Annotated in this window: 22 protein-coding genes; 14 read left to right on the top strand and 8 right to left on the bottom strand. The window is 72.7% G+C overall.

All coding sequences use genetic code 11. The features are described from left to right. The first annotated feature begins 56 nt into the window (after positions 1-56). Genes pstC through pstB form a run of 3 tightly spaced genes read left to right on the top strand, consistent with a single transcriptional unit; the run spans position 57 to position 2,808 of the window. Complete coding sequence (gene pstC, locus AB0J67_RS17235) at positions 57-1,043, top strand: phosphate ABC transporter permease subunit PstC (protein WP_363483052.1); 987 nt, start codon at positions 57-59, stop codon at positions 1,041-1,043. Continuing rightward, positions 1,040-1,957 (top strand): phosphate ABC transporter permease PstA, encoded by a 918-nt coding sequence (gene pstA, locus AB0J67_RS17240; RefSeq protein ID WP_363483055.1) that lies wholly within the window; start codon positions 1,040-1,042, stop codon positions 1,955-1,957. Before pstC ends, pstA begins: the two co-directional genes overlap by 4 nt. A gap of 59 nt (positions 1,958-2,016) precedes the next feature. Continuing rightward, positions 2,017-2,808 (top strand): phosphate ABC transporter ATP-binding protein PstB, encoded by a 792-nt coding sequence (gene pstB, locus AB0J67_RS17245; protein ID WP_363483166.1) that lies wholly within the window; start codon positions 2,017-2,019, stop codon positions 2,806-2,808. A gap of 120 nt (positions 2,809-2,928) precedes the next feature. Here pstB and AB0J67_RS17250 read toward each other — a convergent pair whose 3' ends face one another. The 3 genes from AB0J67_RS17250 to AB0J67_RS17260 are packed head-to-tail and all read right to left on the bottom strand — an operon-like array spanning position 2,929 to position 5,587. Next, positions 2,929-3,510 carry an NUDIX hydrolase gene (locus AB0J67_RS17250; RefSeq protein ID WP_363483058.1) on the bottom strand — a complete coding sequence of 194 codons (582 nt, stop codon included), beginning with the start codon at positions 3,508-3,510 and terminating at the stop codon, positions 2,929-2,931. Continuing rightward, on the bottom strand, positions 3,500-4,675 hold the full coding sequence (locus tag AB0J67_RS17255) for a thiolase family protein (protein WP_363483061.1): 1,176 nt from the start codon (positions 4,673-4,675) through the stop codon (positions 3,500-3,502). The genes AB0J67_RS17250 and AB0J67_RS17255 overlap by 11 nt, the downstream gene beginning before the upstream one ends. 30 nt (positions 4,676-4,705) lie before the next feature. Further along, positions 4,706-5,587, bottom strand: coding sequence for an aminotransferase class IV (locus AB0J67_RS17260; protein ID WP_363483064.1), 882 nt, complete (start codon positions 5,585-5,587; stop codon positions 4,706-4,708). Between the two features lie 132 nt (positions 5,588-5,719). Between AB0J67_RS17260 and AB0J67_RS17265 the strand changes: the two genes are divergently transcribed. From AB0J67_RS17265 to AB0J67_RS17310, 10 genes are all read left to right on the top strand, one after another. Then, positions 5,720-6,142 (top strand): transcriptional repressor, encoded by a 423-nt coding sequence (locus tag AB0J67_RS17265; RefSeq protein WP_203742036.1) that lies wholly within the window; start codon positions 5,720-5,722, stop codon positions 6,140-6,142. Beyond that, entirely contained in the window at positions 6,142-7,209 is a 1,068-nt protein-coding gene (locus tag AB0J67_RS17270; protein WP_363483068.1) for a folate-binding protein, read from the top strand. Before AB0J67_RS17265 ends, AB0J67_RS17270 begins: the two co-directional genes overlap by 1 nt. 20 nt (positions 7,210-7,229) lie before the next feature. Further along, positions 7,230-8,066, top strand: coding sequence for a 3-keto-5-aminohexanoate cleavage protein (locus AB0J67_RS17275; RefSeq protein ID WP_363483071.1), 837 nt, complete (start codon positions 7,230-7,232; stop codon positions 8,064-8,066). 29 nt (positions 8,067-8,095) lie between these two features. Then, positions 8,096-9,043: an asparaginase gene (locus tag AB0J67_RS17280; RefSeq protein WP_363483074.1), complete on the top strand. Its 948-nt coding sequence runs from the start codon at positions 8,096-8,098 to the stop codon at positions 9,041-9,043. 532 nt (positions 9,044-9,575) lie between these two features. After that, positions 9,576-10,079, top strand: a complete 504-nt coding sequence (locus AB0J67_RS17285; RefSeq protein ID WP_363483077.1) for a helix-turn-helix transcriptional regulator — start codon at positions 9,576-9,578, stop codon at positions 10,077-10,079. Beyond that, the gene (locus AB0J67_RS17290; protein WP_363483080.1) at positions 10,076-10,564 is read left to right on the top strand and encodes a hypothetical protein; all 489 of its coding nucleotides are present in this window, start codon (positions 10,076-10,078) and stop codon (positions 10,562-10,564) included. The genes AB0J67_RS17285 and AB0J67_RS17290 overlap by 4 nt, the downstream gene beginning before the upstream one ends. A gap of 110 nt (positions 10,565-10,674) precedes the next feature. Next, entirely contained in the window at positions 10,675-10,962 is a 288-nt protein-coding gene (locus AB0J67_RS17295; RefSeq protein ID WP_363483083.1) for a DUF2516 family protein, read from the top strand. A gap of 7 nt (positions 10,963-10,969) precedes the next feature. Further along, positions 10,970-11,860, top strand: coding sequence for an alpha/beta hydrolase (locus AB0J67_RS17300; RefSeq protein WP_363483169.1), 891 nt, complete (start codon positions 10,970-10,972; stop codon positions 11,858-11,860). 54 nt (positions 11,861-11,914) lie between these two features. After that, positions 11,915-12,676 (top strand): EI24 domain-containing protein, encoded by a 762-nt coding sequence (locus tag AB0J67_RS17305; RefSeq protein ID WP_363483086.1) that lies wholly within the window; start codon positions 11,915-11,917, stop codon positions 12,674-12,676. A 103-nt stretch (positions 12,677-12,779) separates the two neighbouring features. Then, on the top strand, positions 12,780-14,771 hold the full coding sequence (locus tag AB0J67_RS17310; RefSeq protein WP_363483089.1) for an endonuclease/exonuclease/phosphatase family protein: 1,992 nt from the start codon (positions 12,780-12,782) through the stop codon (positions 14,769-14,771). A gap of 88 nt (positions 14,772-14,859) precedes the next feature. On the opposite strand, the gene AB0J67_RS17315 is transcribed toward AB0J67_RS17310, so the two are convergent. Continuing rightward, positions 14,860-15,858: a LacI family DNA-binding transcriptional regulator gene (locus AB0J67_RS17315; RefSeq protein WP_363483092.1), complete on the bottom strand. Its 999-nt coding sequence runs from the start codon at positions 15,856-15,858 to the stop codon at positions 14,860-14,862. Between the two features lie 12 nt (positions 15,859-15,870). Next, positions 15,871-16,629 (bottom strand): maleylpyruvate isomerase family mycothiol-dependent enzyme, encoded by a 759-nt coding sequence (locus tag AB0J67_RS17320; protein ID WP_363483095.1) that lies wholly within the window; start codon positions 16,627-16,629, stop codon positions 15,871-15,873. Between the two features lie 67 nt (positions 16,630-16,696). Between AB0J67_RS17320 and AB0J67_RS17325 the strand changes: the two genes are divergently transcribed. Further along, positions 16,697-17,752 carry a UDP-N-acetylmuramate dehydrogenase gene (locus AB0J67_RS17325; RefSeq protein WP_363483098.1) on the top strand — a complete coding sequence of 352 codons (1,056 nt, stop codon included), beginning with the start codon at positions 16,697-16,699 and terminating at the stop codon, positions 17,750-17,752. A gap of 154 nt (positions 17,753-17,906) precedes the next feature. Here AB0J67_RS17325 and AB0J67_RS17330 read toward each other — a convergent pair whose 3' ends face one another. The 3 genes from AB0J67_RS17330 to AB0J67_RS17340 all read right to left on the bottom strand — a co-directional run bounded on the left by AB0J67_RS17330 (position 17,907) and on the right by AB0J67_RS17340 (position 19,788). Continuing rightward, positions 17,907-18,065 carry a hypothetical protein gene (locus AB0J67_RS17330; protein WP_363483100.1) on the bottom strand — a complete coding sequence of 53 codons (159 nt, stop codon included), beginning with the start codon at positions 18,063-18,065 and terminating at the stop codon, positions 17,907-17,909. 92 nt (positions 18,066-18,157) lie between these two features. Continuing rightward, positions 18,158-18,943: a class I SAM-dependent methyltransferase gene (locus AB0J67_RS17335; RefSeq protein ID WP_363483103.1), complete on the bottom strand. Its 786-nt coding sequence runs from the start codon at positions 18,941-18,943 to the stop codon at positions 18,158-18,160. Positions 18,944-19,038: 95 nt separating this feature from the next. Beyond that, positions 19,039-19,788, bottom strand: a complete 750-nt coding sequence (locus tag AB0J67_RS17340) for an SDR family oxidoreductase (protein ID WP_363483106.1) — start codon at positions 19,786-19,788, stop codon at positions 19,039-19,041. Positions 19,789-19,816: the final 28 nt, after the last annotated feature.

The raw sequence follows: 19,816 nt of genomic DNA on the forward strand, positions 1-19,816 counted from the left end.
GCGGGTCCACCCGGACCCGCCGCACCGGCCTCAGCAGGCCACCCCTCGGAGTAGAGATGACTGTGGTTGACAAATCCGCTCAGCTGACCCAGAAGGACCGCGGCCGCCACGCCGACCGGGTCTTCTGGGCCGTGTGCGTTCTCGCGGGCCTCGCGGTGCTGATCATTCTGGCGCTGATCCTGGTCACGATGGTGAACGAGGCGTTCCCCGCGCTCTCCGCGGACTTCTTCACCAGCACGGACTGGATCCCGAACGACCCGGACGGCGACGGCCCGCGCGGCCCTGTCTACGGCACGCTCGCCTTCCTCTTCGGCACGCTCGTGGTGTCCGCGATCGCCGTGGTGGTGGCCGTGCCGGTGTCGATCGGCATCGCACTGTTCCTGACCGAGCTCGCCCCGCCGAAGGTGCGCGCCGCGATCGTGACGCTGATCGACATGCTGGCCGCGGTGCCGTCGGTGGTCTTCGGCCTGTGGGGCATCCTGGTCATGGCGCCCGCCATCGTGCCGGTGTACCAGGGGATCCACGATCTCTTGGGCGGCGTGCCGGTGCTGGGCGCGCTGTTCGGCGAGCCGCGCAGCAGCGGCCGGACCTTCATGACCGCGGGCCTGATCCTCGCCGTCATGATCATCCCGATCATCACCTCCATCTCGCGCGAGGTCTTCGCGACCGTCCCCGACGCCGACAAGCAGGCGGCCTGGGCGCTCGGCGCCACTCGCTGGGAGATGATCAAGGGAGCGGTGCTCCCGCACAGCTTCGGCGGCGTGGTCGGCGCGGTCATCCTCGGCCTCGGCCGGGCGATGGGCGAGACCATCGCGGTCGCCCTGGTCATCGGCAGCTCCGTGCAGATCACCGCGAACCTGTTCGACAGCGGGTACGCGCTGCCGGCCATCATCGTCGACCAGTGGGGCGAGTCCACCGGCGACTTCCGGGCGGCCCTGATCGGCATGGGCGTGGTCCTGTTCGTGATCACCGTTCTCATCAACCTCCTGGCCCGGTTCGTCGTGCGCCGCGCGGAGATCCGCATGAAGGGAGCCCCGGCATGACCACCACCACCACCGCCGCCCGCGTCGCGGGGGCCGCCCCGGTCCCGGCGGACCTGCGCCGCTCCGCGCTGCCGCTGCGCCGCCGGTTCACCGACGGCTTCGCCAAGGGGCTCATGGGGCTCGCGCTGCTGGTGGCGCTGGTGCCGCTGGGCCTGGTCATCTACAAGGTGCTGCAGGCCGGTGCGGGCGTCATGAGCTGGGAGTTCCTCGTCGAGGACATCCCCAACTCGGCCCGCCGGGCCGGTGGCGGCATGGGCCCCGCGGTGGCCGGCACCCTGGTCATCACCGGCGCCGCCGCCGCCATGTCCATCCCGCTCGGCGTGCTCGGCGCGATCTACCTCAACGAGTACGGCAAGCAGAACGCGCTGGCCCGGCTCATCCGGACCATGTCGGACGTGATGACCGGCGTGCCCTCGGTGGTCATGGGCCTGTTCGTGTACGTGGCGTGGGTGCTGATCGTCAAGGAGCAGTCCGGCTTCGCGGCGGCGCTCGCCCTGGGCTGCCTCATGCTGCCGATCATCATCCGCAGCACGGAGGAGATGCTCCGGCTCGTCCCGGACGAGCTGCGCCAGGCCAGCGCGGCGCTGGGCGCCCGGCGCTGGAAGACCACGGTCTCCGTGGTGCTGCCCGCCGCCATCTCCGGCATCGTCAGCGGCGTCATGCTGGCGATCGCGCGCGCCGCGGGCGAGACCGCGCCCGTCGTGCTGGTCGCGGGCACCACGTTCGCCACGAACTGGAGCCTGTCCGGGGACAACACGACGCTGGCGGCGCAGATCTTCAAGAACGCCGGCGAACCCTTCCTGCCCGCGCAGGACCGGGCCTGGGGCGCGGCGCTCACCCTGATGGTGATCGTGCTGCTGTTCACCGTCGCCGCCCGGATGATCTCCAGCCGCTTCGCCATCAAGGAACGTTGAGGATGACCATGAGCACCGACTTCACCCTGTCCACCCTTCTTCCGGGAGCCGTGCCCGCCATGCCTGTCGCATCAGCACAGCCGGTGATGCAGCTGGAGAACGTCAGCGTCTTCTACGGCGACTACGAGGCCGTCCGCGGCACCACGATGGCGATCCGCGAGCACCAGATCACCGCGCTGATCGGGCCGTCGGGCTGCGGCAAGAGCACCGTACTGCGCTCGCTGAACCGCATGAACGACCTGGTGCCGGGTGCCCGGGTGGCCGGGAAGATCACCTTCCACGGGCAGGACCTCTACGCCGCCGACGTGGACCCGATCCAGGTGCGCCGCCGGATCGGCATGGTGTTCCAGAAGCCGAACCCGTTCCCGAAGTCCATCTACGAGAACGTGGCGTACGGGCTGAAGATCAACGGGATCAAGGACGACATGGACGACCGCGTCGAGCAGGCGCTGCGCGGCGCGGCCCTGTGGGACGAGGTCAAGGGCAAGCTGAAGTCGAGCGGTCTGGCCCTGTCCGGCGGCCAGCAGCAGCGGCTGTGCATCGCGCGCGCGATCGCGGTCAAGCCCGAGGTGATCCTGATGGACGAGCCGTGCTCGGCGCTCGACCCGATCGCCACCGGCAAGATCGAGGACCTGATGCACGATCTGGCGGGCACGTACACCATCGTGATCGTCACCCACAACATGCAGCAGGCGGCGCGGGTCAGCCACCACACCGCGTTCTTCACCGCCGAGCTGGACGAGGCGGGCGTCCGCCACGGCCGGCTGGTCGAGTTCAACGACACCGGCCGCATCTTCACCAACCCGGCCGACAAGCGCACCGAGGACTACATCACCGGCCGCTTCGGCTGACCCCGCCCGCCGCCGCCGCGCCCCACCGCGTGACAACTCTTGAAGACTTGCGGCCTCACGAGTTCCTGAGGCCGCAAGTCTTCAAGAGTTGCGGCATATGGCGGCGGGGCGGCGCGCGGGTCAGAGGGTGGGCATGTACGGGGTGGTGACGTCGCGGTGGGTCGTCAGCATGTCGGCGACCGACGGGTACTCCGCCAGCTCGCGCAGGGTGACCAGGGTGGGCGGGAGCATGGGCAGGTCGCCGGCGGCGTGCTCGGTGATCGCCTGCTCGGGCGTCACCCAGCGGGCCCGGTCGGCCTCGAACTCGGGCAGCGCCGCGTCCTGGCCGTCGGGCATGGCCGCCAGAAAGAACCAGGTGTCGAAGCGGCGCGGCTCGAACACCGGGGTCAGCCAGCGGTGCCAGGGCGTCAGCGCGGCCGGGAGCAGGGTCACCCCCGTCTCCTCCGCGATCTCGCGCACGGCGGCGTCCGCCGGGGTCTCGCCGGGCTCCAGCGAGCCGCCGGGGAACGCCCACATCCCGCCGAACGCCATGGCGCGCATCCGGCGGATCAGGAAGATCGTGCGGTCCGGCCGGATCAGCACCACGGTCGACGCCTCGCGCGGCGCCGCGGGCTGCCGGCCGGACTCGGCGAACTCGCGAGCCAGCCGCTCGAAGCGGGCCCGCTGCTCGGGCGGGAGCAGGTCGAACGGGTTACTCGACATGCACCAGCACCGCCTGTCCCTGCCCGACGCCGATGCACGCCGCCGCGATGCCGTACCCGCCGCCGCGGGCGCGCAGCGTGTGGCACAGGTCGACGACGACCCGGGGCGCGGACGCGCCGAGGGGGTGGCCGTACGCGATCGCGCCGCCGTCGACGTTGACCAGCTCGGGGTCGATCTCGGGCAGCTCGTGCAGGCAGCTGAGGACCATCGCGGCGAACGCCTCGTTCAGCTCCCAGGCGGCGATGTCGCCGAAGCCGAGCTTCGCCTTGGCCAGCAGGGCCCGGATCGCGGGGACCGGTCCGGTGGAGAAGCGCTCCGGCGAGACGCCCGCGACGGTGCTCGCCACGATGCGGCCCAGCGGCCGTACGCCGAGGCGGGCCACGGCGGCGGCGGAGCCGACCAGGGTGGCGGCGGCGCCGTCGTTGACGGGGGAGGAGTTGCCCGCGGTGACCGCGCCGTCCGGGGTGAACGCCGGGCGCAGCCTGGCCAGCGCCGCGGCGCTGGTGTCGGCGCGCACCGACTCGTCGCGGGTCACCCCGGCGACCTCGACCACCCGGTCGTCGAAGCGGCCCTGCGCCCACGCGGCGGCGGCGCGCTGGTGCGAGCGCAGCGCCCAGGCGTCCTGCGCCTCGCGGCCGATGCCGAACCCGGCGGCGACCTGCTGCGCGGCGACGCCCAGCGGCACCGTCCAGTCGTCGGGGAACAGCGGGTTGACCATGCGCCAGCCGAGCTGGGTGTTCCACAGCCTGGCCTCGCCCGGGAAGGCGACGTCGGGCTTGGCCATGACGAACGGGGCGCGGGTCATGCTCTCCACGCCGCCCGCGACGACCAGATCCAGGTCTCCGGCGCGGACCGCGCGGGAGGCCTGCACGATCGACTCCGCGCCGGACGCGCAGAGCCGGTTCACGGTCACTCCGGGCACCGTGACCGGTAGGCCGGCCAGCAGCGCCGCCATCCGGGCCACGTTGCGGTTGTCCTCGCCCGCGCCGTTGGCGTCGCCGAGGATGACGTCCTCGATCAGGGCCGGGTCCAGTTCCGGGTGCCGCTTGAGCAGCGCGACGAGCGGTGCGGCGGCGAGGTCGTCGGTGCGTACGCCGGACAGCCCGCCCTTGTGGCGGCCGAACGGGGTGCGGACCGCGTCGATGAGATACGCCTGCGAGGTCATGCCCGCAGGCTACGTCAACTGAGGGATCGTTCAGTAACCCAGGTTGGTGAAGCCGAGGAAGCCGCGCAGCTTCTCGGTGTGCGGGGACGCCGGCAGCGGGGTGCCGTCGATCGAGCGGAGCTCGGCCACGCCGCGCACGCTGGACAGCAGCCACACGCCGTCCGCGGCGGTCAGCTCGGCCGGGGTGACCATCCGCTCGGCGGCGGTCAGGCCCAGGTCGGCCGCGTTGTCCAGCAGGTGCCGGGCCGTCGTGCCGGGCAGGATGCCGGTCGTCTCCACGGGCACCGTGCTCAGCGTGTCGCCGGTGCGCCAGACCAGCGTCGACGTCGGGCCCTCCAGGGCGTACCCGTCCTCGGAGATCCACAGCGCGTCGTCGACGCCCTGCGCCTGCGCCCAGCGCTGCGAGGCCATGTTGATCGCGTACGACAGCGATTTCACGCCCCCGAGCAGCCACGGCGCGGCGGTGCGCGCGTCGGCGGGGTAACCCAGCGAGATGGTGGCGACGGAGATGCCGTCGCGGCGCGCGGCCAGCGTGGCCGCGCCGATCGGGTTCAGGGTGGCGAAGCAGGTCACCGGGCCGCCGGTGGCGGCGGTCGCCTCCGCGCCACGGGTGCAGACCAGGCGCAGCGCGCCCTCGACGTCGGTGGGCCACTGCGCGCAGGCCAGCGCGGCCAGCTCGCGCAGCGCCGCCTCGCCGGGCAGGGCCAGCTCCATGCGCGCCGCCGAGCGGGCCATCCGGGCCAGGTGCTCGTCGATCAGCCAGGGCGTGACGCCGCCGCGGCCGTCGGGGCGTACGTGCATCGTCTCGAAGACCCCGTCGCCGCGCAGCACGCCGAGATCGTCGGCACGGAGCACGGGAGTGTCGGCCGCCACCACGCCACGGCCCTGGATCACGAGAACTGGCTGCACCACGGCCGGAATGCTACGCGTCCCCCTCCCCTGGTTAGGAAGGGCACCTTCTACACCGACGTCCGTTAACAAGGTGCCCTTCCTTACCCCCAAGCGGCGGGGGAGGGCGGGGGCGGGCCGAACTATGATCGGACGATGCCCGAACAAGGCTCCGCTGAGCTGGCCGACCTCCTGCGTGATCGCGGCCTGCGGCTCACCCCCCAACGCCAGCTCGTGCTCGACGCGGTGCGTCAGCTCGTCCACGCCACCCCCGAGCAGGTGCACGCGGCGGTCTGCGAGGTCGCCTCTGGGGTCAACATCACGACCGTCTACCGGACCCTGGAGCTGCTCGAGGAGCTCGGGTTGGTGACCCACGTGCACCTGTCGCACGGCGCGCCGACGTACCACGACGCGGCCGTGGTGCAGCACGTGCACCTGGTCTGCCGCAGCTGCGACACGGTCACCGAGCTGGAGCAGAGCGAGCTGGCCCCGCTCGCCGAGCGGTTGCTGAGCACCCGCGGCTTCCGGATGGACATCGGGCATGTGGCGCTGTTCGGACTGTGCGGAGGATGTGCGTGATGGGTACGCCGGTGCTGGTCGGTCACTTCGATCCCGAGTCCGCTGACGCGCCCGTCGCGGCGCACCACGGCGATCCGCTGCGCGAGCAGCGCACGCTGCTGACCGCCGCGGGGCTGGTGGACCGCTCGCACCGCGGGGTGCTGGCGCTGACCGGCCCGGAGCGGCTGAGCTTCCTGCACAACCTCACCACCCAGCACCTGACCGACCTCGCCGACGGCCAGGGCACCCGCACGCTGGTGCTCTCCCCGCACGGGCACATCGAGCACGAGTTGTGGGTGTCCGAGCTCGACGGGACGCTGTTCGCCGACGTCGAGCCGGGCACCGTCGACGCGGTGACCGCGTTCCTGACGAAGATGCGCTTCTTCACCCAGGTCGAGATCAAGCCGGTCGAGTACGCGGTGCACAGCCTGGTCGGGCCGGGTGCGCTCGCCGCCGCCGGGCGGCTGGGCGTGGCCGTGCCCGCCGCGCCGGACGTGCTGCCCGTGCCGGAGCCGAAGTTCCACACCGGGGCCGTCCCGCCCCGCCCGACCACGGTGTACGCGCTGACCCCGCTGCCCGGCGGCGGCTTCGTCCGGCGGCACGCGCTCGGCGACGTGCCCGTGCTCGACCTCGTGCTGCCGCGGGAGAGCGCCGCGCAGACCCTGGCGTCGCTGGAACTGCCCCCGGCGGGGCTGTGGGCGTACGAGGCGCTGCGCGCGGCCGCGCAGCAGGCACGGGTGGGCGTGGACACCGACCACCGCACCCTGCCGTCGGAGGTGGACCTGACCGCTGCCGCGGTGCACCTGGAGAAGGGCTGCTACCGGGGCCAGGAGACAGTGGCCCGCGTCCACCACCTGGGCCGGCCGCCGCGCGCGCTGCGCCTGCTGCACCTGGACGGCATCGCCACCGACGAGCTTCCGGCGCGTGGCACCGAGATCAGGGCCGATGGCCGTACCGTCGGATTCATCGGCACCGCGGCCCGCCACGTGGAACTCGGGCCGATCGCCCTGGCCGTCCTCAAGCGCAATATTTCCGGCGACACCCCCCTCACCGCGGGAGAATCAACGGCCGCTATCGACCCTGACTGAAAATATGACAGGATGCGCCCATGACGAACGGCACTCTGATCACCGTCGCGCCCACCGGCGCGGAATCCGCCAAGGCTGACGTCCCGGCGCTGCCGGTGACGCTGGACGAGCTGGTCGCCACCGCCAAGGAGTGCGAGGCCGTCGGGGCGAGCGTGATCCACGTGCACATCCGCGACGAGCAGGCCCGGCCCAGTCTGGACCCGGTCCGGCTGCGCGAGACCGTCGCCGCGCTGCGGTCGAGCACCGACCTGATCGTGCAGCTGTCGTCCGGCGGCTCGGTGCACGACCCGGAGTCCGCCCGCCTCGCCGTGCTGGACGCCGGCCCCGACATGGCCAGCTGCACCATGGGCACCGTCAACTTCGGCGACGACGTGTTCCTGAACCGCTGGGAGTTCATCGTCGACCTGCACACCCGCATGCAGGAGCGCGGCGTCGTGCCCGAGTACGAGATCTTTGACCTGGGTCACCTCTGGGCGCTGCAGCGCCTGCTCGACAAGTACGGCCTGCCCGCCGGCGGGCACGTGCACGTCGACTTCGTCATGGGCGTGCCGGGCGGCATGCCGGGCACCGCCGCCGCGCTCGTCGCCTGCCAGCAGGCCCTGCGCGAGCTGCCCGAGGGCACCACGTTCTCGGCCACCGGCATCGGCCGGTTCACCCTGCCGGTGCTGCTCACCTCGCTCGGCTCCGGCGGCCACCTGCGCGTCGGCATGGAGGACACCGTCACGTACGCCAAGGGCCAGCCGGTCGAGTCCAACGCTCAGCTGGTGGCGCGCGCGTCCGCGTTCGCCCGGCTCGCGCAGCGCCCGCCGCTGACCGCGGGTGAGGCACGCAACCTCCTGGGCATCCCCGCGCGCTGAAATGTGAAACCCCGGTAGCGTTCCTTACCATGGGCAAGGTTTACGAGGGCGGCGTGCCGCTCGTCGAGGTGGAACGCAGCGGGTTCGTCGAGGGCGGTCACCGCGGCTCGGTGATCGTCCTGGACGCGACGGGCGCGCCGGTCGCGTCGGCGGGTGACGTCACGGGACCGATCTTCCCGCGCTCGTCCAACAAGCCCATGCAGGCCATCGGCATGCTGCGCGCCGGGCTGCGCCTGGCCGACCCGGCCGACCTGGCCCTGGTCGCCGCCAGCCACTACGGCGAGGACTTCCACGTCGCCCGGGTACGCGCCCTGCTGCGCAGCGGCGGCCTGTCCGAGGCGGCCCTGCGCTGCCCGCCCGACCTGCCGCTCGACGACGGCGCGAAGATCGCCAGCGGCGGCACCCCGCTGCGCGTCTACATGAACTGCTCCGGCAAGCACTCCGGCATGCTGCTCACCTGCCGCGCCGCCGGCTGGGCCGTGGAGGACTACTTCCAGCCCGACCACCCGCTGCAGCAGATCCTCGGCGAGACGATCGAGGAGTTCGCCGGCGAGTCGGCCGCCGCGACCGGCGTCGACGGCTGCGGCGCGCCCGTGCTCGCGATGTCGCTGACCGGGCTGGCCACCGCGTTCCGGCGGATCGCCGAGGGCGTGCCCGGCTCGCTGGAGCGCTCGGTGGCCGACGCGATGCGGGCGTACCCGGAGCTGGTCAGCGGCACCAACCGCGAGGACGCCCAGCTGATGCGCGCCGTGCCCGGCCTGGTCAGCAAGGTCGGCGCCGAGGGCGTGTGGGCCGCCGCCGTGCCCGGCAAGGGCGCGGTCGCCGTCAAGATCGACGACGGCGCCGCCCGCGCCCGCGGCCCCGTCATGGTCACCGCCCTGCGCCGCCTCGGCATCGAGGCCGCCGTACCCGCCCTGGCCACCCCCGCCCTCCTCGGCGCCGGCCGCCGAGTCGGCGCCCTCCACCCCCTCTGGTAACCCACCCCGCCATCCCCACCGGGTCCCCCCGCCGGGCGCCCGGCGTCCTCCCGTGCCCGGCGTCCCGCGTGCCCCGCGCCCCCCGCGCCCCCGCCTCGCTGCGTTGATCATGAACTTATGGCACGGCTCGGCGGCGTGTCGTGGCCCTAAGTTCCTGATCGTCGGCGTGGTCGGTGGGAGATCGCTGTCTCGTGTCAGAAGGTGTGGTGGCACTGCACTTTCCGACCCGAATCAACGATCATCGCGCGCGGTCTCGCGGTCTCGCGGTCTCGCGGTCTCGCGGTCTCGCGGTCACCCGGTCACCCGGTCACGCGGTCTCGCGGTCGCGCGGTCCGCGCGGTCCGCGCGGTCCGCGCGCCAGGGCGACCGGCGCGGTCCACGCGGGCGACGGCGGAGACCTGGGCGGCGGGTCGGACCGGGTGGTCCGGGTGGGGTGGGTGCGCGGGGTGATGGGGTGGTTTGCGGCGTGGCGTGAATCGCTAGCTGATTGTTAGCACTATGCTTGCAACTGCTAGCGGGCGTGGGTAGCTTGGTGGGCGTGCAGAGTCCCGATATCGGCGCGTTCATCAAGGATCTGCGGGAAAACGCCCGCATCTCCCTGCGTCAGCTGGCTGAGCAGGCCAACATCAGCAACCCGTACCTGAGCCAGATCGAGCGGGGACTGCGCAAGCCGTCCGCGGAGGTGCTGGCCCAGCTGGCGGCGGCGCTGCGGGTCTCCACCCCGGCCATGTACCTCAAGGCCGGGCTGCTCGGCTCTGACGACCACCAGAGCGTGCCGACCGCGATCGCGGCCGACCCGCTGCTGACGGTCGCGCAGAAACAGTCCCTCACGCAGATCTACGAGACGTTCGTTCGCGAGAACGCACGTGCCGAATCGGCAGCCGAAGCCGAGCCGGCCGCGTCCGCCCCGGCCACCGCGGCCGCGGAGCGGACAGGTCCGGGCGGGGCGGAGCAGGCCGCAGCGAAGGCGACGAAGCCCGCGGTCAAGAAGGCCGTCAAGAAGGCCGTGCGCAAGCAGGCACAGGAGGAACAGTGACCATGACCCAGACGTCGAGCAAGTCCGAGGACCGCACCTACCCGAGCGCGTTCTACGCCGCCGCCGGAGTCGGCGAGATGGCGTACGAGCAGCTGCGCAAGCTGCCCGAGCTGGCCGACAAGCTGCGCGTCAAGGCGTCGGAGCTCGCCGACCAGGCGTCGGCCACCGACGTGCCGCAGTGGAAGGCCAAGGCCAACGAGTACGGCGCGTTCGCCACCAGCAAGGCCGCCGAGTTCACCTCGAAGGTCGACGCCGCGGGCATCCGCGACTCGATCGTGGCCGGCACGCAGACCGCCGCCGAGAAGGCGTCGAAGCTCTACGACGCCCTGGTCGCCCGTGGCGAGCAGGCGTTCGCCGAGCAGCAGGCCGACGCGAAGGCCGCCGCGGAGCAGCCGGCCGCGACCGCCACGGCCGAGGCCAAGGCGGAGGACGTGCCGCCGGCCGCCAAGCCCGCCGCGAAGAAGCCGCCGCGCGCGGCCAAGTGACCCCTGTCCCGTCGCGGCGTGCCGGTTTCCGAGCCGGTACGCCGCGACGAGACGTATCAGGCATCGTCAGCGCTGGGATGCCGGGGCTGCGAGGTTCTAAGCTGTCACCCATGGTCCTTCTGGTCACCGAGGTGATAGCGCTCGCTCTCTGGTTCGCGTTCCTCGCGCTGCTGCTGTGGGCGTTCGTGGACTGCGTGTTCCGCCGCAAGGACGCCTTCGGCGCGATCGGGACCATGCCGAAGGGCGGCTGGCTGATCGTGCTGCCCGTGGCCGTGCTCGTGGTCTACATCTTCACGTGGCAGAGCGAGTTCATCGCCATGGCCGGCGGCGGCCTCGCCCTGTACTACCTCCTCGACGTCCGCCGCGGACTGCGCGAGGTCGCCGAGGGACACTGGTGACCTTGTGATCAACGATCTGCGCTGGCCGCCCCCGCCGGACGGATTCCCCCGACGCCTCGGCAAGCCGCGCAACTCCGCCCCCAACACCGGCCGCCCCGCGCCGCCCGCGCTGCCCACCGAGGTCGTGGACACCCCGCACGGCGTGCAGCTGGAGCGGCTCATGACCGGCGTCGGCACGCCGGTCACCGTGTTCGCGCACGGGCTGGGGCACGGCATCGCCGAGACGCGGCCGCTGGGCAGCGCCGTCGCCGGCAAGCGGGTGTTCTTCCAGTTCCGGGGCCACGGCGAGTCCAGCTCCCCGCGCGGCGCCTGGGACTACGGCGACCTGGCCCGCGACCTGCGCGCCGTCGCCGACATGACCGGTGCGACCCGCGCGCTCGGGGTCAGCCTCGGTGCCGGTGCGCTGTGCCGGCTGCTGGCCGAGACCCCGGACCGGTTCGAGAAGGTCGTCATGTTCCTGCCCGCGGTGCTCGACCGGCCGCGCCCCGAGGCGGCCCGGCGGCGCCTGGTCAACCTGCTGGAGGCGATCAACAGCGGGGACCTGCCGACCGTGGCCAACGCCGTGGTCGAGGAGATCCCGCCGTCGGCCCGCAACGGCGCCTCCGGCTGGGCGTACGTGCGCCAGCGCCTCAACACCCTGATGAACACCGGCCTGAGCAGCGGCCTGCTGACCCTGCCCGACCAGGTGCCGGTGCCCGACGTCAACCTGCTGCGCGACGTCAGCGCGCAGGTGCTGGTGATCGGCTGCATCGGCGACGACCTGCACCCGTCCTCGGTCGCCGAGCAGCTCGCCGCGGTGCTGCCCGATGTGCGGCTGCACATCTACAACCGGCCCGCCGTGCTCTGGCACGAGCGCGCCGACCTGCGCGAACGGATCTCGGCCTTCCTGAACGCGTAACGCCGCCGGGCGAGGCTGTCCCATCGGTTGACGTTGCCGCTAGGCTGCCGATTCGTGGCAGGTCAAGCAGTATCGGAGTTCTTCCTCGGCGTACGGCTGCTCCTACGCGGCATCCGGCGCTACGTACGCAGCCCGAAGCTGCTCTTGCTCGGGCTCATCCCGGCCGTGCTCAGCCTGCTGCTCTTCATCGGGCTGTTCTGGCTGCTGCTGCACTACATCGAGGACGTGTCGGCCGCGGCCACCTGGTTCGCCGACGACTGGTCGGAGGATCTGCGCTCGTCGGTGCGCCTGCTCGCGGGCGTCGCCATCGTCGGGGCGAGCGGGCTGCTGGCCGTGGTGTCGTACACCGCGGTGACGCTGCTGATCGGCGACCCGTTCTACGAAGCGATCGGCGAGGCGGTCGAGAAGGACTTCGGCGGCGTGCCCGACGCGGTGGACCTGCCCTGGTACAAGGAGCTGCGGCGCAGTGTCTTCGACGCGCTCCGGCTGCTCCTGGTGTCCGCGATGATCGCCATCCCGCTGTTCGCGGGCGGGTTCATCCCGGTGATCGGGCAGACCGTGATCCCGGTGATCGGCGCCGTCGTCGGCGGCTGGTTCCTGGCCCTGGAGCTGGTGGCGGTCGCGTTCAACCGGCGCGGCCTGCGGCTGCCGGACCGGCGGGTGGCGCTGCGCCGGCAGCGGGCGTGCGCGCTCGGCTTCGGCGTGGCCGTCTTCTGCTGCTTTTTGATCCCGTTCGGCGCGGTCCTGATCATGCCGGCCGCGGTCGCGGGCGGCACCCTGCTGGCCCGCCGGTCCCTCGGCCTGCCCATCGAATGAGGTAGCCACGTTGTCCCACCACCCCTCGCCGGCCGACACGGCCCCGGCTGAAGACGACCGGCCGGCTGTGCCCCGCGAGTCCGCGGCAAGCGGTGCGGCCACGATGACCAGCGCACCTGCGGTAAGCGGCAAGTCCGCTGAAGACGGCTCGGCTGCTGAAGACGGCTCGTCGGCCGTAGTCGGTCCGGCGAGCCTGCGTCCGGCGGGCGCCGTCGGGGTGGCCGGTAGCCCCTCCTCCTGGCAGCTCCGTGCGCTCGTCGCGCTGCTGTTCGCCGTCACGGTCCAGCTGCTGCGCGCCTGCGGGCCGCTGCTGGACCAGGTGGCCGGGCCGGTGGGGATCGTCAACGCGGCGCTGATCGCGCTCGCCGTCTTCGCGGTGCCCGGTCTGCTGCTGACAGTTCTCGGCCGGGCCGGGCTGCCACGCGCCCTTCCCATGATCGTGCTGGCGCTGGTGGGGTTGTGGGGTGCGGGTGGTCTGCTCGGCCGGTCGCTGCCGTTGACAGCGGCGGGCGCCGTGGTCGGCATGGTCGCGCTGGCGCTCGCGGTGCGGCAGCTGGGCGACCCGGTCTCCGCCGCCGTGGCGCTGCTCGCAGGCGGAGCACTGGACCTCGCCTTCCGCTCGATCACGGTGACGTGGGACCCGTTCTGGGGTGGGGAGTGGTCCGTCCTCCTCGGCGGTGTCATCGTCCTGGCCGTGGCCTACCTGGCGTTGCGCCGGCCCTCGGCCGTGGCGCCCGTGCGGCAGGGCCGCGTCTGGGCGCTGGGCGGCTATCTCGCCCTGTGGACGACGACGCTCGGCAACCCGGCCTTCGCCGCCTCGCAGTCCGGCGTCGCGCTGCAGCTGTGCCTGGTCGTGCTGATCGGCACCCTGACGGTCGCGATCGAGGTGGTACGCCGCCTGACGCTGGCCGGGGGCACGCACGCGATCCCGGAGCCGGACCACTGGATCGCCGGCTCGGCGGCACTGGCCGGGCTGGTGGGCGGCCTCGCGCTGGCCTGGTGGGGCAGCGGGCCGGCGGTGCTGCTCGGCCTCGTCCTCGCCCAGCTGTCGGCCGCCGTGGCCGTCGCGCGGGCGCTGGCCGCTCCGGGCAGCCGGGGCGACCTGGCGTACGGGCTGGTCTGGGTGCTGCCGGTGCTGCTGTTCCAGGTGCACTACGACATGCCGCTGCCGTTCGACAACCGGTGGCTGCCGATCGTGCTCGCGGTGGCCGTCGGGCTCGCCGGGATGGGCCGCCGCCCCGACCACCCGGGTGGCTGGCGCGTGGAGCTGCGCGGGCTCGCCGCCCGCCCCGCCCCGGTCGCCGGGGTCGTCGCGCTGGCGCTGGCCGTGCCGGTGCTGATGCACCTGACGCAGCCCGACGACGGCACGGCCAACACGAGCGCCGCGAGCGTCACCGTGCTGAGCTGGAACGTCAAGTACGGCCGTGACGACGCGACCGGTCAGGCGGACCCGCGACAGCTCGCCCGCGCGATCCAGCAAGCGAACCCGGACGTGGTCGTGCTGCAGGAGGTCAGCCGCGGCTGGGCCATCGGCGGCGGGGTCGACGTGGCCGAGTACCTGTCCCGCGAGCTGCGGATGCCGTACTGGTGGGCGCCTGCGGCGGACGGGCAGTTCGGCAACCTGCTGCTGACCCGGCTGCCGGTCAGCGCCGTCAGCACCGGCCTGCTGCCGTACGGGCAGGGACCGATGCACCGGTCGTACCTGAAGGCGACGGTCAGCCTGCACTTCGGGGAGAAGTCCCTGGACGTGGTCACCGCGCACCTGACGCACCGCAAGCCGAACACGCCGACCCGGCTGGCGCAGATCGACACGATGTTGGCCCGGGTCGACCCGGCCCGCCCGACGGTGGTCGCGGGCGACTTCAACTTCTGGCCGAGCTGGCCGGAGACGCGGTCGTTCACGGATGGGGGCTGGGTGTCGGCGCAGGACGTGACCGGCCACGGCGCCGCGTGGACGTCGCCCACCGACCGCCCCACCAACCGGGTGGACTGGGTCTTCGGCTCCCGGTCCGTCGCCTTCACCGACTTCCAGGTCCTCGACCAGGTCACCGCCAGCGACCACTTCCCGGTCCTGGCCACCCTGGCGCTGCGCTGACCCGCTGGCGGGATAGGGCGTTAAGAAGGGCACCTTCATCTACGCGAAGCGTTAAGAAGGTGCCCTTCCTTACCGTGAGGCGCGGTTTCTACGTCGTGCCGCGGATGACGAGCTCGGTGGGGAGGATGACCTTGTCGGCGATGGCTTCGCCGGCGGCCAGGCGCAGCAGCTGGCGGGCCATCTCGCGGCCCTGGCCGACGATGGGCTGGCGGACCGTGCTCAGCGGCGGCTCGGTGTAGCGGGCCAGCGCGATGTCGTCGAAACCGATCACGGCGACGTCGTCGGGGACGCGGCGGCCGGCGGCCTGCAGGGCCTGGAGCGCGCCGTGGGCCATCAGGTCGGAGGCGACGAAGACGGCGTCGAGGTCGGGGTCGTCCTCCAGGAGCTGGCGCATGGCGACGGCGCCCGAGTCGCGGGTGAAGTCGCCGACCGCGACGATCGAGCGCCGGTCGGAGCCGCGCAGCTCCTCGCGGTAGCCGGTGAGCCGGTCGATGCCGGCGACCATGTCCTGCGGGCCGGCGATGGTGGCGATCCGGGTGCGGCCGGTCTCCAGCAGGTGGCGCACGGCCGTGCGGGCCCCGGTGACGTTGTCGACCTCGACGTACGGCACGCGCACCTGGCCGAGCGGGCGGCCGCCGCACAGCACCGGGATGCCCATCCGGGCCAGCGTGCCGGGCAGCGGGTCGGCGCCGTGCATGGAGGCGATCAGCACGCCGTCGATGTGCCGGGCGAGCGCGTACCGCTCGATCCGGTCGTGGCTGGCCTGCGAGCCCGCGACCATCAGCACCAGCTGCTTGTCGGCGGAGTCGAGCTCCTGGCTGACGCCCCGGATGATGCCGGGGAAGAACTGGTCGTCGGAGAACACCCGGGACGGGCTCTCCGGCAGGATCAGCGCGTACGAGTCGGTGCGCTGGGTGACCAGGCTGCGCGCGGCCTGGTTGGGCACGTACCCGAGCTCGTCGATGGCGCGGCGCACGGCGGCGCGGATGGACTCGGCGACGGTCGGGGAGTCGTTGACCACGCGCGAGACGGTGGCCCGGGAGACCCCCGCCCGCTGCGCGACCTGCTCCAGGGTCGGTCGGGGCATGGCGGGCCCCGCTCAGCCGGTGCGCAGCGAGGCCAGCAGCGACTCGTCGCCGCTCACCTCGAGCGTGTCGAAGCCGATCCGGCCCCACAGCGCGAGCATCAGGTCGCTGGCCGGGCCGGACGCGTGCACGCGGGTGTCCGGGCCGTCGGCGTCGAGCAGGGTGTCCGTGTCGAGCAGCGCGATGCCCTCGCCGCGCAGCCGGACGAACCACTCCTGGCCCTCCTCGGGCGCGGTGAGCTGGACGACGCCGTACCGGTCGGTGGGGCCCTTGCGCTTGCCCGCGGGCAGCCAGCTGTCCAGCACCTCGGTGATGCCGTCCACGGCGAGGTGGTCGTCGAGCGGCTCGGCCATGCCCTGCGACATCTGGATGTCCCAGCGGTGCACCGCGGTCTCGTGCGCCATCCGGCGGTGCCAGAACAGGGCGATCTTGGCCTGGGGCGCCCAGTTCCACGCCGGCATGTTGGGGTCGAGCGCGTCGAGCAGCTCGATCAGGCCCTTGGCCTCCTCGTCGAACCAGGCCAGGGTCTCGTCGGCACCCGGGTAGTCGTGCCGCCGGGTCGCCGGATCGGGCGCGCTGGTGACGCCGCGGCTGGCGTGGCTGCGCACCCAGCGGTACACCCCGCCGAGGTGGTGGACCAGGTTGAGCACGGTCCAGTCCGGACAGGTGGGCACGACGGCCGTCAGGTCGGCCTCGCCGGCGACGGCGCGGAACGCGGCCGCGTCGGCACGCAGCGCGTCGAGCCAAAGTTCCTTGGTGCCGTGCGCTCTCATGGCCTCGTCCTCATCGCGTCTTCCCCACCTGGTCATTCGGGAACTGTGGCGGCACTAGTGTGGTGACGTGTCTGACAATAGCCTCGCCCGCCCCGCACTCGCCGACCTGACCACCCTAGGGCTGGGTGGCCCGGCCGGCAGGCTGGTCACCGCCGGTTCCGCGGACGAGATCGTGGCCTGCGTGCAGGACGCGACCCGGTCCGGCGAACCGCTGCTGCTGCTGTCCGGGGGCAGCAACGTCGTCGTCGGCGACGCGGGCTTCCCCGGCACCGTCCTGCTCATCCGCTCCTCCGGCGTCGACGTGGTCGGTGAGGAGGGCGACGACGTGTCGGTCCGCGTCGCCGCGGGCCACCCGTGGGACGACTTCGTGATGCGTACCGTCGCCGACGGGTTCTCCGGCGTGGAGTGCCTGTCCGGCATCCCGGGCGCCACCGGCGCCACGCCGATCCAGAACGTCGGGGCCTACGGCCAGGACGTCTCGCAGACGATCGAGTCGGTGACGGTGTACGACCGCACCGAGGGCGAGGTGCAGGTGTTCGCCCCCGAGGACTGCCGCTTCGAGTACCGGCACAGCATCTTCAAGTACACCGACCGCTGGGTGGTGCTCGACGTGACGTTCCGGCTGCGCCGGGACGCGAAGTCCGGCCCGGTCGCGTACGCGGAGCTGGCCCGCGCCCTCGGCGTGGCGGAGGGCGACCGGGTGTCGCTGGCCGACGCCCGCGAGGCCGTGCTCGGGCTGCGCCGCGGCAAGGGCATGGTGCTCGACCCGGGCGACCCGGACACCCGCTCCGTCGGCTCGTTCTTCACCAACCCGGTGCTCAGCGCCGCGGCGTACGCGGAACTGAACCGGCGCACCGTCGACGCCGAGCCCCCGGCCTGGCCCGGCGCGGACGGCGTGATGAAGGTCAGCGCGGCCTGGCTGATCGAGCGCGCCGGGTTCGCCAAGGGCTACACCCGCGGCCCCGTGGCGATCTCGTCCAAGCACACCCTGGCTCTCACCCACCCCGGCGGCGGCACCACGCACGACCTGCTCGCCCTGGCCGAGGAGATCCGCGACGGCGTCCACGACCGCTTCGGCGTCACCCTCCGCCCCGAACCCGTCCTGGTCAACTGCGAGCTCTAGCCCGCAAGGAAGGGCACCTTCTTCACTCTCCCGGTAGAGGAAGGGCACCTTCCTAACGCCGGTCAGTGGTCGCGGCGGCGGAGGCCGCCGGTCAGCCAGCCGAGGCCGCCGCAGACGGTGAAGAGCAGCAGGAGGCGGATCAGCTCGCCGCGGTTCATTCGGCCGACCGCCGGGCCACGACGACGGCCAGGACCAGCAGGAACACGCCGAGTAGGAGCAGCCCGAAGCCGAGCAGGACGGCCGGGCCCAGGCGCAGGCCGTTGAGCTGGTGCCCGTAGGCGAGCAACGCGGAGAATTCCGCATTCAGGTTCATAACGGACGTAACGACCGTCGGTCCCGGGAGGGATCAACACCGCGTAGTCGAAACTCCGTCCCGCCTGCGACAACGGCTCGGACGGGGCCTGCTCATGACGCAGGAGGGGCGGCGGGCCAGGGCAGCGTGACCTCGCCGAGCCGCCAGCGCGCCGGGCCGTCCAGCACCGGCCAGCCCGCCGCGCGCAGCCGCGACACGGCGTCCAGCCAGCGCTGGCGGGGACCGAACACGGCCAGCGGCGCCGCGTGCCGCCACGCCTCGTCGAACGCCTGGAGCAGGTCGTACACCGGCTCGCCCGGCACGTTGCGGTGGATCAGGGCCTTCGGCAGGCGCTCGGCGAAGGTGGCCGGCGACTCCAGGGTGGCCAGCTTCGCCGCCAGGGTGAGTGAGACCGGGGTGGCCGACCCGGCCGGCAGGGCCGCCCAGCTGCCGAGCCGGCCCAGCTCGTCGCAGGTGCCCTCGATCAGCCAGCCGCCCGGGGCGAGGTTCGCCGTCATCGTGGTCCAGGCGGCGGCGACGGCGCTCTCGTCGTACTGCCGCAGCACGTTGCAGGCCCGGACCACCACGGGCCGCAGCCCGGCCAGCTCGAACCCGCCCCGCGCGAAGGTCAGGCCGGGCGGGTCCGCGGCGGGCTGGGCCGCCGCGACCCGCGCCGGATCGATCTCCAACCCCACGACCCTGACATCCGGGCGTACGCGCGCCAGCCGCGCCCGCAGCTCCACCGCCGTGATCGGCGTGGCGCCGTACCCCAGGTCCACCACCAGCGGCTCCCCGGCCGCCGCCAGCGCGTCCTCGCACCACCACGCGATCCACCGATCCACCCGCCGCAGCCGGTTCGGATTGGTGGTCCCCCTGGTGATCTCCCCCTGCGGCTTCACCGCCTGCCCCCTCCCGCCGCGTCGATCATGAAGTTATGCCGGCGACACGCCGTCGAACCGTGCCATAAGTTCATGATCAACCCAAAAAAGGGGGGTTAGGGGGTGGGGGTGCGGTGGACTTTGTGTTGGGCGGCTTGGGCCAGGGGGCGGACGACCATGCGGTCGATGTTGACGTGGTGGGGGAGTTGGGCGGTCCAGGTGATGCAGGCGGCGATGTCGTCGGCGGTGAGGGGGTGGTCGACGCCGGCGTAGACGGAGGCGGCGCGGGCGGCGTCGCCGGCGAAGCGGTTGAGGGCGAACTCGTCGGTCTTGACCATGCCGGGGTCGATCTCGACGACGCGGACGGGGTCGCCGCACAGTTCGAGGCGCAGGGTTTCGACCAGGGCGGTCTGGGCGTGCTTGGCGGCGGCGTAGCCGCCACCGCCCTCGTAGACGATGAGGCCGGCGGTGGAGCTGACGGTGACGACGGTGCCCGCGCCGGAGGCGATCAGGGCGGGCAGGAGGGCCTTGGTGAGGCGGAGGGTGCCCAGCACGTTCACGTCGTACATCGCCTGCCAGTCGGCGACGCTCGCGCTGGCGACGGGGTCCGCGCCGATCGCGCCGCCCGCGTTGTTGACCAGCAGGTCCAGCCGGTCCACCGTGGCCGCGTACTCCGCGACGGCGTAGTCGTCGGTGACGTCGCAGGTCACGGCCGTGCCGCCGATCTCCTTGGCGAGCGCCTCGACCCGGTCGGTGCGGCGGGCCAGGGCATGCACGTGGTAGCCGGCGGCGGCCAGGCGCCGGGCGGTGGCGGCGCCGATGCCGCTCGACGCGCCGGAGACGACTGCGATCTTCTGGTCTGACATGAGCAGAATCCTAAGCGCCGTGACGTCC

Source organism: Catellatospora sp. NPDC049609, from assembly GCF_040675365.1.
Taxonomy (GTDB): domain Bacteria; phylum Actinomycetota; class Actinomycetes; order Mycobacteriales; family Micromonosporaceae; genus Catellatospora.